This window comes from Ignavibacteria bacterium, assembly GCA_025612375.1.
GTDB lineage: Bacteria > Bacteroidota > Ignavibacteria > Ignavibacteriales > SURF-24 > JAAXKN01.
The window spans coordinates 17,318-32,901 of sequence record JAAXKN010000045.1; the positions used below are offsets into that span (position 1 = coordinate 17,318).

The following is a 15,584-nucleotide window of genomic DNA, read 5'->3' on the forward strand; positions in this document are numbered from 1 at the left end:
AGTGTTATTGGAGAATTAATGCCTGTAATAAGAAAATTTAAGACGATTCCCGAACTCTTTGTAATGCTGACAGAAGAGTATGCAAAGACGACGGATAGGCCTTTAATGAAACATAAAGTAGCCGGCCAGTATAAAGGGATCAGCTACGGGGAATTTAAGGAAGAAACCGAAAAGTTTGCCAACGGCCTGGCTACGCTTGGCCTTAAGCGTGAGGATAGAATTGCCATTATTTCCGAAAACCGCCCTGAATGGGTCTATTCAGATATGGCTATTCTTGCTCTTGGGGTTGTGGACGTGCCTTTGTATCCTTCACTTACTTCCGATTCGGTGGAATTTATTCTCAACAATTCTGAGGCGGCAGGAATAATAGTTTCAAATAAATTCCAGCTCAATAAGGTCCTTAAGATCAGGGCCAACTGCAAGATGCTGAAGTTTATTATTGTCTTAAATGAAAAGGATGTTCCCTCCGGCGTTTCGGATATTTTTTCATTCCGCGAAATCCAGGAACGGGGAGTTATCTTCAGGCAGCAGAACCCCTTCTTTTTTAAGGAAAGCATAAAAGTCTGCAAACCTGATGACATATGCACAATAATTTATACTTCTGGCACTACGGGCGTTCCCAAAGGGGTAATGCTTACGAACTGGAATATTGTTTCAAATGTCCTTGCGGCGTCAGAGGCCATTCCTTTTACAAAGGATGACGTATTTTTATCATTTCTTCCCTTATGCCATATTTTTGAAAGAATGGCAGGCTACTATACAGCCTTTTCTTCCGGCGGACAGGTCTGCTACGCCGAGGGCATTGAAGCCGTTGCAAACAATATGATTGAAGTAAAGCCTACCATACTTACAACGGTTCCCAGGCTTTTTGAAAGAATTTACAGCAAAATTAAAAAGAACGTGGAAAGCCAGTCCGAAAAGAAACAGAAGATCTTCAACTGGGCTATTGAAATGGGGAGGCAGTACGCTTTGGCTAAAAAAGCCGACAGTGTAACAATCAGCCTTCTTCTTAAATATAAGGCGGCCGAAAAGCTCGTACTTAACACAATAAGGGAAAAAACCGGAGGGCGCCTGAGGTTCTTTGTCTCCGGCGGAGCCGCGCTTCCGCGTGAACTGGGCGAGTTCTTTGAGGCTGTTGGAATTACGATACTCGAAGGCTACGGACTAACCGAGTCATCCCCTGTAATTGCGGTTAACCGCGTGGACGACTACAAGTTCGGCTCAGTCGGAAAACCTTTCCCCGGCGTTGAGGTGAAAATTGCCTCCGATGGCGAGATACTTGCCCGCGGGCCGAATATTATGCAGGGCTACTACAAAAATAAAAAGGAAACTGAAGCCGTTCTTAAGGACGGATGGCTGCATACGGGTGACATTGGTGTCTTTGATGCAGAAGGGTTCCTGGTTATAACCGACAGGAAAAAACATTTGTTCAAGACCTCTGCCGGAAAGTACATTGCCCCAACACCCATAGAAAACCTGTTCCTGGGAAGCAAGTACATAGACCAGTTCGTCCTTATTGGCGACAGAAGAATGTTCCTAAGCGCTCTTATTGTCCCTGACTTTGAGGCCATAAGGGAATATGCCGATTCGCACGGAATTGATTATACGTCAAATGAGGATCTGACTAACAGCAAGGAAATCTATAATATAATTGAAAAGGACCTGGAACGCTTCCAGAAGCAGCTTGCAAATTATGAAAGGGTCAGGAAATTCGTTCTTCTGGAAAGGCCTTTCAGCCTGGAGTCAGGTGAGGTTACGCCGACCCTGAAGCTCAAGAGGAAAGTAATAGAAGAGCGCTACGGAAGTCTTATTGACGAGATGTATTCAAGCCTGGAAAAATAAATTCATATTAAAATGATGTCAGGAGATTTTTCCTGGCATCATTTTAATTCTAACTGAAAACCACAGTAAAAACCGAGCCTTCATTCTTCCGGCTTTTGACTTTGATCTCGGCATTATTTAAGCCGGCATATTGTTCCACTAAGGCCAGCCCCAGGCCGTTTCCGTCAAACTGCCTTGTGTAACCCGTTTTTTCCTGCGAAAATGGCGTAAAAAGATTGGGCAGGTACTCTTCTGAAATCCCTACGCCCGTGTCTTTTATATCCACACAAAGCCTTTTTCTGTTATCCCTGTAGACTTTAATCTCAACAGTCCCCCTCGGTGTAAACTTGATCGCATTGTCAATCAGGTTTTCAAATATCTGGTTAACCGTGTAAAGATCGGCTCTGAGCACCGTGCTTTGTTCATCGTTTGTGTATATGAGCTGAAGCCCTTTCAATCTTGCAACAGAATGAAAATAGAAGATCTGGTTTTCAAGCACTTCTTTTCCCAGATCTATTTCTTCGGGGTTAATTTTCAGGTTGCCGCTTTGTACCTGCGACATGTCAAGAAGCAGATCAATGGTTCTGATGAGTCTTTTGGCGCCGTTATCTATCATCTTAAAGCCTGACTTGAGCTCTTCGGTAAGCCTTCCTTCCATCTCATCCTTGATCAGGCTTATAAAGCTCATCATGGTGTTAACGGGGGTGCGTATCTCATGCGAAATCTGGGCCAGAAATTCGGATTTTAACTTTTCCGACTTTTCTGCAATTTCCCTTGCCTTGCGAAGCTCCTCTTCTGAGGCTTTTCTTTGTGTGATATCCTCCTTTACGCAAATAAAATGCGTTACTTCGCCGCTATCGTTCTGAACCGGCGAAATTGAGGACAAATCCCAGAAGAGCTCCCCGTTTTTCTTTTTATTATGGAACTCCCCGTGCCATTCCTTTGCTGACATAATAGTTGTCCAGAGCTTTTCATACTCTTCGGCCGGGGTCTCTCCTGATTTAAGAATGGCTGGGGTCTTACCCTTTACTTCATCCGGCTCATATCCGGTTACAGCTGTAAACTTGGGGTTTACATATTCTATGATGCCATTTTTATCGGTGATAATGATAAGGCTGGAGCTTTGATTTACAGCCCTCAAAAACTTTCTTAACTCTTCCCTGGAATTGTCAACCGATATCTGAAACTCTTCTTGTTCCCGGAAACCGGATTCAGGCCTTCCGTTTACTTCATTTCCGTTTAATTTATTAAAATCCTTAGAATTACCAGTCTCCGCAGCGCCCGACTCAGCTAATTCACATCCGTAATTTCTCTTCATGAACCCTCAGTATTTCTTAACCGGTCAAATTGAAGATTTGCCCTGTTTCTGTTTTGGTGAATAAACTTCCTTTGCTAAACTTCCTTATGCTAACCTTCCGGTTGTAAAACGATCGGAAAAATATAGCCCTCAGCCTTTAGAGTCAATCCTATTTTTTCAGACTTGAGAGAAAAATTACACAAACATGCTTTTATTAGTTTTCATATCACTTATTAAATATCAGAATTTGTGCGTGAATTCCGGTTTTTCAGGAAATTTTACTTATATTTAGTGATACGTATAAAAATTAGTGGGAATGAAATTGGATAAAGAAAAAATTATTGTTACTTCTGCTTTGCCATATGCCAACGGACCTATCCATCTGGGGCACTTAAGCGGCGCATACCTGCCGGCCGACATTTATGTCAGATATAAAAGGCTCATTGGAGCCGATATTCTCTATATCTGCGGCTCAGATGAGCACGGTGTGCCGATTACAATTACAGCCGATAAGGAAAACGTTAAACCTCAGGTCGTTATCGACCGGTTCCATAATATAAATAAGGACGCCTTCGAAAAGTTCGGAATGAGCTTCGATATTTATTCCAGAACCAGCCTTCCTGTACACCACGAGACATCGAAGGAATTCTTTCTTACATACTTTAAGCAGGGAATCTTAAAGGAGAAAAAATCTCTCCAGTTTTATGATGAAAAGGTAAAAATGTTTCTGCCCGACCGCTACGTTGAAGGCACATGCCCGAACTGCGGCAACGAGCAGGCAAGAAGCGATGAATGTGAAAACTGCGGTGCTCTTTATGACCCCGCAGAACTTAAGAACCCGAAAAGCAAGATCTCGGGCGAAACCCCGGTCTTAAAGGAAACTTCCCATTACTATTTCCCCCTGGGCAAGTACCAGGAAAGGCTCGAAAATTACGTATCCGAAATGAATCAGAAATACGGCTGGAAGGAAAACGTCCTCCAGTACTGCCGCGGATGGTTTAAGGACGGACTTCAGGACAGGGCCGTAACACGCGACCTGGACTGGGGCGTTCAGGTACCTCTCGATTCGGCACAGGGTAAGGTTCTTTATGTGTGGTTTGAAGCCGTTCTCGGATATATTTCTGCAACAAAGGAACTCTCGCAAAAGCTCGGGCAGCCTGAAATGTGGAAAGAGTACTGGCAGAACCCTGAGACCAAATACGTCGCTTTTATAGGAAAAGACAACATTGTTTTCCATACAATTTTCTTCCCCGCAATGCTTATGGCCTGGAACGACGCCAGGGAGGATAAATATATACTTCCTCAGAACGTGCCGGCAAATGAGTTCCTGAACTTTGAAGGCAAGAAATTCTCCAAAAGCAGGAACTGGGGAATTGACGTAATTGACTTTTTGAAGCTTTTCCCGGCTGACCCGCTGCGTTATACTCTGGCTGCAAATCTGCCCGAGAACAGGGACACAGATTTTTACTGGAAGGAATTCCAGGCAAGAAACAACAGCGAACTGGCCGATATACTGGGAAATTTTGTAAACAGGACTTTTACCTTCGTTCATAAGCATTTTGAAGGAAAAGTGCCTCAGAAAGGGACTCTTCAGCAGATTGACAGGGATATGCTGGAGCTTCTTAAAGGATATCCGAAAAAAATTGCAGGATACTTCGAACAGTATAAAATTAAAGACGGCGTAAATGAGATAATGAACCTGGCAAGAGCCGGGAACAAGTATTTTAACGATTCCGAGCCGTGGAAATCGGTTAAAACTGACCGTGAACGCTGCCAGACAACACTTTACGTCTGCCTCCAGGCAATAAATACGCTTGCCGAGATGTTCTACCCCGTAATACCGTTTTCAGCTGAAAAGCTCTTTAAGATGCTGAATTCAAAGCCTGTTGAATGGGAAAAATCGGGCGGTGAGAACCTTCCCGAGGGCCACCAGCTGAACCAGGCTGAGATACTTTTTACAAAGATCGAAGACAAGACGATTGAAGAGCAGACAAATAGGCTTGGACAGGCTGAACAGCCCCAAAAGGTGGAAAAATTTGAGGAAATTACGATTGACGATTTCTTCAGGGTCCAGCTAAGGACTGCAGTAATAACCCACGCCGAAAGCGTTCCCAAGAGCGAAAAACTTGTAAAACTTAAAGTTGACCTGGGATTTGAAAAAAGACAGGTCGTGGCAGGAATTGCCAAAAGTTTTAAGCCCGAGGAGCTCATCGGTAAAAAGATTCTTATGGTAGCTAACCTTAAACCCGCAAAACTCATGGGCCTGGAAAGCCAGGGAATGATTCTGGCAGTAGATAACGGCCAGGGCGGCGTAAGTTTGCTGGAAGTAGATGAAAACATTAAACCAGGAACAAGAGCTAAGTAAGCCTTGTAAAAAGGCTTACTTATTGCATAAATAGCATTCCCAAATTCCCTTGCTTTTATTGGAAGCTTTGGGTAAAATAGCAGGTCAATTTTATAATTAGTGGAGGTAAATCAGATGCGGATTCGGATCTTATCCGTTTTATTTGTCGTGGTTGCTATGTACCTTTCTTCCTGTTCTCCTGAACATTCAAAGCTCGTTTTAGCAGAATATGGAAACGAAAAGGTTACGTTAGGTGAATTTGAAAATGTTTATTTGAAAAACGGCAGCACAATGGAAACAGCCCAGAAGGACTCGCTTTCCAAACTCAAGAATTTTCTTGATCTGTACGTGAATTTCAAAATGAAGCTCTCAGATGCTTCTCAAAGAGGTTTTGATAAGGATCCTGCACTTCAGTCTGAATTAAAGGACTATAAGGAAAGGATCGGCAGCTCTTATCTCGTTGAAAAAGAGATGACTGCCCCGGCCATTAAAAGCCTTTATGACAAGAGAAAGTATGAACTTAGAGTAAGCCATCTGATGATCAGGCCGGATACGATTCCGGATGCCAAGGCTAAGGAAATTGCACAATCACTCCTCGACAGGATCAAAAAAGGCGAAAGCTTTGAGACACTAGTAAAACAGTACTCTGCAGACGTATATTCCCAGAAATACGGCGGTGATATCTATTATATAACTGCCGGCACGGTACTCCCTGAATTTGAAGATGCAGCCTATGCAACTGAAGTAGGAAAAATTTATCCTGAGATCGTAAAGACACGTTACGGATACCATATACTGAAAGTAACTGAAAAACGCGAAAGGATCCCTTCTATCAGGGCCAGCCACATCTTAATCAGCTTCAGAAGCGACAGCGGAAAAGTTGATACGGCTGCCGCACTGGCAAAGATTCAGGATATTAAAAACCAGCTCTTAAAGGGAGCCGACTTTGCTGAACTGGCCAAAAAATACTCACAGGATCCAGGCTCCAAAGAAAACGGCGGCGATCTGGGCTTTTTTGAAAGAAGAATGACCGTTAAGCAGTTTGACGAGGCCGCCTTCAATCTTAAGAAGGGACAGGTCTCAGACATCATTAAAACCGATTACGGCTTCCATCTCATTAAGCTTACAGATATAAACCCTTATCCTCCTTTTGAACAGGAGAGGGAAAACCTTAAGAAGCTTTACCAGAAAACCCGTTACGATTTTGATTATGCTAACTTTATAAAGAAACTTAAAGATGACTTCAGCTTCCGCGTAAACAGGAATGCAGTTGACTATATCGCCAAGAACAACGATACAATAAAAGTCGGCTCGCAGTACTGGGAGAGCAAATGGAGAAACGGAATTAAAGATTCTGTGCTCTATTCTTTCAGGGGAACAACTGTTCCGGTTGACTCATTCTTTAAGGACATTGAACAGAATCCTGACTACGTTAACAAAAAGATCGACCAGAACCTCTTAAATACGGCAATCAGCAAATCTGCCGAAAGCAGCCTCTTAAATGCTGCCGCACTGGAACTGGACAAGAAAGATGCACAGTTTGCCTCACTGATGGACGATTACAGAAACGGCATCTATATCTTTAAGCTTCAGGATGACGAGATTTGGAGCAAAATCCAGATCGACAGCACAAAACTTGCAAACTACTACGAGCTTCACAAATCAGAATACAAATGGCCCGACAGGGTAAGCTTCCAGGAAATTTATTCTGCAAGTGATTCGCTGATTAACAGCTATTATAAGCTCCTTCAGAATGGAGTAAGCTTCGACAGCCTGGCTGCAAAGAAGAGTGAAAAACCGGGAAACAGCAAACCTGTGCTGGTTGACCCTTCTACAAGCCAGACGGCTAAAGAGGCTGAAAAACTCGGAACCCCCGGCACATACAGCAAACCGATAAAAATGGGTACCGGATATGTTATCGTGAAACTGGTTTCAAAAGAGCCCGCACGCCTGAAGACTTTTGAAGAAGCTAAGGCCGAGGTTTCTGCTCAGTACCAGGACCTTGAAAGCAAACGACTTGAATCCGAGTACATTTCGAACCTGAAGAACAGATATAAACCTGTTGTTTACAACGAAGAACTTGAAAAAGCTTTTAAATCAAATTAATCTGAAATCTGCCTTTGTTCTTTCAGCCGCAGTCGCCCTTAGCGCCTGCGGCAAAGAACAGCCCCGAAAGGACTTTGTTGCCCGGGTGGAAAATTCATACCTGACTTCAAAGGACCTGGCTGCCGACCTGGATACTGCGGGACTTGAGCCCAGCCGCAAGAATGAATATGTCAGAAACTGGATTGAAACCGAGCTTCTTTACAAAGAAGCTTCTTCTGAGGATATCCTGGAGGATAAGGAATTCCTTAAGACACTCGAAAAGGCAAAAAGGGAACTTGCCAGGGCTTTTCTCATTAATAAGATATTAGACGAAAACGAAATTGAACTTAAGGACAAGGAGCTGGAAGAGTTCTATAACTCCCACAGGGATGAATTCAGGCTCTTCCAGGATACGTATTACTATAATCTTATTAAATTTAAGGACGAGGATAAGGCGGTTTTCTTCAGGACGGCCCTAATGGAAGGCGACTGGATGAAGGCCTCAAACGCCATCAGGGGCAACCGTTCCCTAATCTCTGAAAATACCGGCATACTTAAGAGTGACTACCAGATTCAGCCCAATAGCCTCCTGCTCAGCCTGCAGGGCTTAATGCCTGGTGAAACAAGTATTGTCTTAAATACGGAACCTTCTGTGTTCACGGTGGTACAACTTAAAAGAAAGTATTCCACAGGGGAAATACCCGACTACGACGTGGTTAAAAGCCAGGTCAGGGAAAGGCTTCTTTTAAGACGGAAACAAAAAATGCTTAGTGAGCATATTAAAGGTTTATATTCAAAGTATAAAGTTGAAATCAAATAAAGGAAATAGATGAAAAAGTTTGTGCTTTTTGTTATACTAATAATTAGTTCTTCCCTCTACGCACAGGAGGTTCTGGATAAAGTTGTTGCCGTAGTGGATAATGAAATAATTATGAAAAGCGAGCTCGACTTCCAGACCGCCCAGTTCGCAGCCCAGCGTAACCTGAACCCTGATGACCAGAACCTGAAAAAACAGGTGCTGAATTCTATTATTAATGATAAGCTGCTTTATGCACAGGCACAGCTGGATTCGGTTATCGTAAACGACGATGAAGTCAACAGGCGCGTCGACTACCAGCTCGAACAGTTCATGCAGCAGTTCGGATCGAAGGAGAAGGTTGAGCAGGCATACGGCATGAGCACTGAAAAGATTAAAAGGGTTCTCAGGGAAAATACACGCAAAGGACTAATGTCGCAGATGCTGATACAGAAAAAATTCGGGCAGGTGGAGTCCTCAAGGCGCGAAGTTGAAGATTTCTTCAGCCAGTACAAGGATTCACTGGGTCTTATTCCTGAAAAGTACACCATAGCACACATTTTCAGGACTCCCAGGGCAAGCGATAAGGTTAAGGAATCCTCGCTTAAGTTAGCACAGGCAATACTCGATTCCATTAAAGCCGGGGCTGACTTTGCAACAATGGCAAAACGGTATTCCGAAGACCCGGGAACAGCACAGCAGGGAGGCGACCTCGGTTTCTCAAAAAGAGGACGACTGGTTCCGGAATTTGAATCAGCAGCCTTTGCACTGGAAAACGGACAGCTTTCAGATATAGTTGAATCTCCATTCGGCTTCCATATCATTCAGCTGATTGAAAAAAGAGGGGAAACGGTCCATGCAAGACACATTCTCATCAAGATCAAAAGCGATCAGGAGGCAGACCTTAAGACTATTGAATTCTTAAGCGACTTGAGAGACAGCGTTATAAGAGGTCTCGGCAAATTTGAAGATTACGCAAGAAAATACAGCGAAGACAAGGAATCCTCAAAGCTCGGCGGACTTTTGGGCAGCTTCGACGTCGGACAGCTGGATAAAAGCCTCACAGATGTAGTCGGCAAAATGAAACAGGGCGAAATCAGCTATCCCAAGAGGATGGAAATGGGCAACGCGATCTACGGATATCATATTGTATATGTCATAAAAAAGACCCCGCAGCATAGACCTGATATTAACCAGGATTATGCCGAGATCAAACAGATTGCCGACTATACAAAGCAGGAGAAAATGAAGGCAAAATGGATTGACGAGCTTAAAGAAAAAATTTACTGGGAAGTAAGACTCTAAGACGTAAGGCTCTGAAAGGGTAAGTAACTGAAGAAATTGCGGTATCATAAATAAAAGGAATATAGAATTTGAAATCTGAAGTTCAGTCTTCTGAGGATATTCAGCTTGTCGAACAGCTGAACGAAGCTGTAGGCAAAGTAAAAAGGGAAATCGGCAAGGTTATTATAGGGCAGGATGAGATCATAAATAATCTTCTCATATCGCTCCTTTCAAGAGGGCACTGCCTGCTTGTTGGCGTGCCGGGGCTTGCAAAAACCCTGCTCATTAAAACCCTGGCTGAGGTCCTGCACCTGAAATTTAACCGTATACAGTTTACGCCCGACCTTATGCCGAGCGATATTACGGGTACGGAAATTATAGAGGAAGATCCGATTTCAAAAAGGAGATCTTTCAGATTTATGGAAGGACCGGTTTTTTCAAACATTATTCTGGCAGATGAAATCAACAGAACGCCTCCAAAGACGCAGGCTGCTTTGCTTGAGGCAATGCAGGAGCACAGGGTTACAGCTGCAGGCGTAACCTACGCTTTAAGCGAGCCCTTTTTCGTCCTGGCTACGCAGAACCCGATTGAGCAGGAAGGCACATACCCGCTTCCGGAAGCACAGCTGGACCGCTTTATGTTCAATCTCTGGCTTGATTACCCGACATTTGCTGAAGAGCTTGAAATTGTAAAATCCACAACCAGCCAGTACAAGGCTGAGCTGAATAAGGTTGTAACGGCTGAAGAGCTTATAAAATTTCAGGACCTTATACGCCGCGTTCCCGTGGCAGATAACGTCATTGAATATTCAGTTAAGCTTGTCAATAAAACGCGCCCGAAGCACAATGAGGCTCAGAAGTTTATTAAAGACTGGGTAAACTGGGGTGCTGGCCCGAGGGCCTCACAGTATCTTATACTTGCCGCCAAGGCAAAGGCTGTTATGGAAGGAAGGTTTACCCCGAATATTGAGGACGTTAAGTATGCCGTCATTCCGGTTTTAAGGCACCGCCTGATCGCAAACTTTAACGCCGAGGCTGACGGAGTGACTTCTGTGGACATAATCCGCCGCCTGATGGAAAACGTCTGAAATCAATAAAAAATGAAAAATTAAAAATTAAAAAGTAAAAACAAAAAGCCCCGGCTTGCAATAAAGTCCGGGGCTTTCTTCTAACCTTGAATCTCGAATCTGCGCTAGGCCCTAATAATTGTATAATTCTTATAAGCGTAATAAATCTCTTTTGCGGCTGTTCTTAGAACCGTTGCCGTGGGTACGGCCAGGAGCATCCCGAGAATTCCCCCGATCTGGCTTCCTGCAATAATCAGTACAATAATAATAATCGGGTGCATATCCACGCTTTTTGAAAAAACGTTCGGCTGAATCAGTCCGTTATCAACTGCATAAACACCCAGGAACATAATTATTATTTTAGGCAGCATCGAAAAATCACCGAACTGTGCAACTGAAATTATTATTGCCGGAATTCCCCCAATGATCGGTCCGAAGTAGGGGATAAGATGCCCCACACCGGCAACAATACCTATCGGAATTGCATTATTGATTCCAAGGAGTGAAAGCCCTATTCCGCTTAAAAGCCCCACCATAAACGCGTCAAAGAGCCAGCCTCTTACAAAACGCCCGAGCTGAATGCTGATCTGCCTGATGACATAATAAGACATTTCAAAATAGCGGTTGGGCACAATATTAATTATCCCTTTTACAATTGTCTTATTGTCCCTTAAAATAAAGAATGTCATAAAAGGCACAATTACAAGTACCGCTGCCAGTGAAAGGAGGCTCGATAAAAAGAAGGACATGCTGTTTAAGAAATCCATAACTATTCTGCCGGCAAAGCTTTCAATCCTGCTGTAGATCGTCCCCTGGCGTATAAAAGGAATGTATTTGGTCAGGTTTCTGTCCCAATCGTGAAGCGTTCCCTTCAGATTGGCGTGTCTTACAGATTCAATCAGTGTGGTCATCTGCTCTGAAAGTTCGGGTATGAGAAAATATATACCCAGGAAGAGCAGCAGGCTTCCTGTAACAAGAAGCATAAAAATTGCCCAGCCCCGGCTTAAACCCCTCTTCTCGAGAAAGCATACAAACGGGTGAAATATGAAGGTTAAAAGCACCGAAATTGCAAGCATGAGGAGTATATCAATAAACAGGTAAGCCAGATATATGGCCAGCGCGATGCCGAGAACTGTGAGTGTTACTCTTTTTATTTTGTTAAATGTAGTTTCAGACATATTTATACGTAAGTACTTTATTCAAAATACAAAAAAAATCCGCAACTTGTTAATGCTTGCCCGTTCTTTGTCATTTTTCCCGTATCTTTTTGCCGATTTAATGCCTCTTAATATAAGATTGCCGGGGAATTTTGTATATTTAAAGACACATTTATTAAAATATTACGGATAATAATATGGCAGAAATTGAATTATTGAACCAGATGAGACAGAAAGCTGCCCAGAGAAAGAAGACTATCGTTCTTCCTGAATCGCACGACGACCGCGTGCTGCAGGCAGCAGAAATTCTGGTAAAGGAAAAGATTGCAAATGTAATTACACTTGGAAATGAGGATAAGATTAGAGAAGATGCTAAAAGACTGGGTGTAGATCTTCAGGGCATTAGGATAATTGATCCTGAAAAATCGGAAAAACTGAGCGATTTTGCTAACATCTTCTACAACATGCGCAAGCAGAGGGGAAAAGAGATTCCAATTGAGAAAGCCCGCGACACCATAAAAAGGGATATCTTCTTCGGCGCAATGATGGTTAAAGAAGGCCTGGCCGACGGATCTGTTTCAGGTTCAACAGCTACAACAGCCGACGTTATGAGAGCTTCAATTATGGTTGTTGGAATGCCTCAGGGAATTTCAATTGTTTCAAGCTTTTTCCTCATGGTATTCCCGGAAAAAGTTTTCAGCTTTGCCGACTGCGCCGTAAACCCGAATCCGAACGCGGCTCAGCTTGCAGACATAGCAATTTCAACAGCTGAAAACCACAAAAAGCTTACAGGCGAAGAGCCTTACGTTGCAATGCTTTCTTTCTCGACCAAGGGAAGCGCAGATCACGAACTGGTTGACAAGGTACGTGAAGCTACAAAGATCGCACAGGAAAAACGCCCCGACCTTAACATAGACGGAGAGCTTCAGTTTGACGCCGCAATTGTAAACGGCATAGGACAGAAAAAAGCCCCGGGCAGCAAGGTCGCCGGACGCGCAAACGTTCTCGTATTCCCGGATCTTCAGGCAGGAAATATAGGCTACAAGATAGCCCAGCGCCTGGGTGGTGCCGAAGCCATTGGCCCCATCAGCCAGGGACTTTCAAAGCCATTTTTTGACCTCAGCCGCGGATGCAGCCCAAGCGACATCGTAAACACAGCAGCCATTGCATGCCTTATGGCATAAGACAGGGATAACTTCCCAAAGCATAAAAGTTAATTAAAAGTCCTGGACAGCATAGCTTGAAAGGGCTTTTTGTTTTTTTATAAGCACCCTCAGATTTTCTCATCCTGAATTCTCCCAATGTCTTTATATTATTAACGTGTTCAGAAATGGAAAATATAAATTAGTATTATTAAAATTTAAAATATTTCTTGACAGGAGCAATTAGTATAATTATTTTTAGCATCAAGAATTTTAAAAGATACCTCTAGAAAAATTAAAATTAATCCGCATTATTATTAGATAATCTATCTCTATTTCTATTCTCAAACCTTTCAAACGAAAGTGTTTTCTAAACTGACTATCTTGCCTGCAAAGGCATAGAATAAATTTACTTCAACAAAATAGTTTAAACAAGTTTCTGCAAAAGACCAATAGTATCCAATACACATTAGTATTATACGTTAGAGATGTCCATTTGGGGAGCTATTACTCTTTGAGATTTTACTATTATAAAGCAAAAATCTGACCCACGGGTAGATTTTTTTTTTTTTTTTTTTTTTTTTTTGGAAAATTTTTCCGAAAACGCTTATCGTCACCATATATATATATATAAGAAAAAATATTTTTCACATAAAAGTCGAACTGAACAGACCCATTGACCTGTAAATCAGGGGAATAAGTTTTCAATTTAGTTAAATTCAAGTTGATTTATTTATCTAAATAAAGAAACATTTCTAAAGTACAAATAAGCTTCTTGAACGGAATTATTGGTGTTGGTTTTTGTAATTGCGATCAACTAGAGGAATAAAATGCTCAGTACCGGAAAACCTTATGCCACAGTTGTTCTCTTATTATCATTTAATACTCTTGACTTGGATTACAGGGGGAAATGGAAGAGTCCAAAGCCTCAGGGTAACTATTTTTACCAGTTCCAGTTTTGCAGTCCTCATCAGGATTTCTCAAAACATTTGGCAAAAACCTGTGATCTACAAACGATGCCGGCAATGCATGGAATGAAAGAATCATGAGTAATACCACTGAATACTTTGGACAAGTAAGCAGTTTTTTCTTTCAGACTCACTACACTGATATGAAGCAGGCAAAGATACTCCTCCATACATTTCAAAAACTAAAGATGGCGGAAAGAACTGGATTTGGGATTGACTTAGTGGAAAGGAATTAAGGGGGGGGGACAGATTGGGTGGTAGTACATACTTCAGACAGAAGAAAGAACTTGGGACATCAGAAGAACAATACTACGAGCCAATGAGGTTTATGTTATTGTAAGAGGAAAGATCAGTACACTACTGGATGAAGAGAAAAGAGCCGTGAATATACTCTCCAGTTTTCCGGAGAAGGACTCTCAAGCGGCATATACATTTATCAGGTCATTTACCAGTGGAAATTGTTCGCTGGGAAGATGATAATTCTCAAATAAACAAAGTGAGGTAAAGTAATGCAAAAACTTTCTATTCAGTTACTTCAAAAGGTTTCTCTATGCTTTCTATTGTTTTTATTGTTTTTCAGTTATTCAATTTTTGCGCAATCGAAAGTATATTCTGAAGCTCCAGTTATTTTTGAAAATGGTGTAAAAAAATCAACTCAAATTACAGTTCATTTCAAATATCCTATTTTTTCAGCTGCTAAAGGGGAAAAAGAGGCGTTTATGTCGAACAGCTCACTTCTTTATCCTAATTTAATAAAATACTTCAAGCGACTGGAAGACAAATATGGTAAAATTAAGTTCAATAAGGCGATCCCATCTGCTGTTTGGGGTGAATTTGAAACTCAAAATAAAGCAGCAGGAAATGGGATAAAAGTAAAAGATATGTCACAGTTGCTGTTTATTAAATTCAATCAGTTTGTCCCAATCGACTCCATTATTGCAGAATTGTCCACAATGGATGAAGTATTATACGTACACCAGCCAATTCAGGCTACAAATCTTGCAGAGCCAAATGATACATACTATCAGGCGAACCAATGGAATCTGACAAAAATAAACGCTTCCAAGGCATGGGATATTTCAAAGGGAGATGGAAACGTAAATGTTGGAATTATTGATCCTGAAGGAAATGCCTACAAGTATCATTCTGATTTACAAAATAAGGTTGTAACGAATAACGAGATTTTTGGCTCTCATGCAACAGAATGTGCGGGAGTGGTAGGTGCTTCAACTAATAACAATGGAGTAGGAATTGCTAGTCTTGGATGGGATTTAAAAATAAAATCCTTTGATGACTCAGTGGATGATTTAGTATTACTTATTATGAATGCAGCTAATGATTCATCGATTAAGGTGATAAATTTAAGCTGGTGTACATTGGGTACACAACAGGTGGAAGATCCGTCTTGTGATGTCATTACAAAATACCATTGCTTTAGTTATTTCAATTGTAGTTACCCAGAGATTGAAAATGCGATTAACTATGCAGTTGTTACTATGAAAAAAGTTGTTGTGGCTGCCTCCGGGAACGAAAATCCCAATGAATATTTGGGCAATGCGGAATGGTGTATATAGTTCCCCCCAAAAACTGGACAAAAATATGGAATAATTTAAGGTGAAAAAA

The 15,584-nt window shown here is 42.1% G+C and carries 10 protein-coding genes; 8 read left to right on the forward strand and 2 right to left on the reverse strand.

The genetic code is table 11. The annotated features are described in order from the left end of the window. Positions 1 to 18 precede the first annotated feature (18 nt). Entirely contained in the window at positions 19 to 1,842 is a 1,824-nt protein-coding gene (locus HF312_18650) for a long-chain fatty acid--CoA ligase (GenBank protein MCU7522243.1), read from the forward strand. 49 nt (positions 1,843 to 1,891) lie between these two features. Here the strand turns inward: HF312_18650 and HF312_18655 are convergent, their stop codons facing one another. Then, positions 1,892 to 3,139: a PAS domain S-box protein gene (locus HF312_18655; GenBank protein ID MCU7522244.1), complete on the reverse strand. Its 1,248-nt coding sequence runs from the start codon at positions 3,137 to 3,139 to the stop codon at positions 1,892 to 1,894. Between the two features lie 295 nt (positions 3,140 to 3,434). Between HF312_18655 and metG the strand changes: the two genes are divergently transcribed. The 5 genes from metG to HF312_18680 all read left to right on the forward strand — a co-directional run bounded on the left by metG (position 3,435) and on the right by HF312_18680 (position 10,715). Further along, entirely contained in the window at positions 3,435 to 5,483 is a 2,049-nt protein-coding gene (metG, locus tag HF312_18660) for a methionine--tRNA ligase (GenBank protein MCU7522245.1), read from the forward strand. A 114-nt stretch (positions 5,484 to 5,597) separates the two neighbouring features. After that, a complete protein-coding gene (locus HF312_18665; protein ID MCU7522246.1) occupies positions 5,598 to 7,568 on the forward strand; it encodes a hypothetical protein in 1,971 nt (656 codons plus the stop codon). After that, positions 7,543 to 8,367, forward strand: coding sequence for a hypothetical protein (locus tag HF312_18670; protein MCU7522247.1), 825 nt, complete (start codon positions 7,543 to 7,545; stop codon positions 8,365 to 8,367). The genes HF312_18665 and HF312_18670 overlap by 26 nt, the downstream gene beginning before the upstream one ends. A 9-nt stretch (positions 8,368 to 8,376) precedes the next feature. Beyond that, positions 8,377 to 9,648 carry a parvulin peptidyl-prolyl isomerase gene (locus tag HF312_18675; protein MCU7522248.1) on the forward strand — a complete coding sequence of 424 codons (1,272 nt, stop codon included), beginning with the start codon at positions 8,377 to 8,379 and terminating at the stop codon, positions 9,646 to 9,648. 68 nt (positions 9,649 to 9,716) lie between these two features. Beyond that, positions 9,717 to 10,715 (forward strand): MoxR family ATPase, encoded by a 999-nt coding sequence (locus HF312_18680; GenBank protein ID MCU7522249.1) that lies wholly within the window; start codon positions 9,717 to 9,719, stop codon positions 10,713 to 10,715. Positions 10,716 to 10,819: 104 nt separating this feature from the next. Here HF312_18680 and HF312_18685 read toward each other — a convergent pair whose 3' ends face one another. Beyond that, on the reverse strand, positions 10,820 to 11,872 hold the full coding sequence (locus HF312_18685; protein ID MCU7522250.1) for an AI-2E family transporter: 1,053 nt from the start codon (positions 11,870 to 11,872) through the stop codon (positions 10,820 to 10,822). A gap of 185 nt (positions 11,873 to 12,057) precedes the next feature. Here HF312_18685 and pta point away from each other — a divergent pair, with 185 nt between their 5' ends. Together pta and HF312_18695 are read left to right on the forward strand one after the other, a co-directional pair. Further along, positions 12,058 to 13,035 carry a phosphate acetyltransferase gene (pta, locus tag HF312_18690; protein MCU7522251.1) on the forward strand — a complete coding sequence of 326 codons (978 nt, stop codon included), beginning with the start codon at positions 12,058 to 12,060 and terminating at the stop codon, positions 13,033 to 13,035. 1,435 nt (positions 13,036 to 14,470) lie between these two features. After that, positions 14,471 to 15,535 (forward strand): S8 family serine peptidase, encoded by a 1,065-nt coding sequence (locus tag HF312_18695; protein ID MCU7522252.1) that lies wholly within the window; start codon positions 14,471 to 14,473, stop codon positions 15,533 to 15,535. Positions 15,536 to 15,584 lie beyond the last annotated feature (49 nt).

What these genes read in the sequence shown, in the direction of transcription:
- HF312_18650 (MCU7522243.1), top strand. Translation starts at nt 19, where the DNA reads ATGCCTGTAATAAGAAAATTTAAGACGATTCCCGAACTCTTTGTAATG.
- HF312_18655 (MCU7522244.1), bottom strand. Translation starts at nt 3,139, where the DNA reads ATGAAGAGAAATTACGGATGTGAATTAGCTGAGTCGGGCGCTGCGGAG.
- metG (MCU7522245.1), top strand. Translation starts at nt 3,435, where the DNA reads ATGAAATTGGATAAAGAAAAAATTATTGTTACTTCTGCTTTGCCATAT.
- HF312_18665 (MCU7522246.1), top strand. Translation starts at nt 5,598, where the DNA reads ATGCGGATTCGGATCTTATCCGTTTTATTTGTCGTGGTTGCTATGTAC.
- HF312_18675 (MCU7522248.1), top strand. Translation starts at nt 8,377, where the DNA reads ATGAAAAAGTTTGTGCTTTTTGTTATACTAATAATTAGTTCTTCCCTC.
- HF312_18685 (MCU7522250.1), bottom strand. Translation starts at nt 11,872, where the DNA reads ATGTCTGAAACTACATTTAACAAAATAAAAAGAGTAACACTCACAGTT.
- HF312_18695 (MCU7522252.1), top strand. Translation starts at nt 14,471, where the DNA reads ATGCAAAAACTTTCTATTCAGTTACTTCAAAAGGTTTCTCTATGCTTT.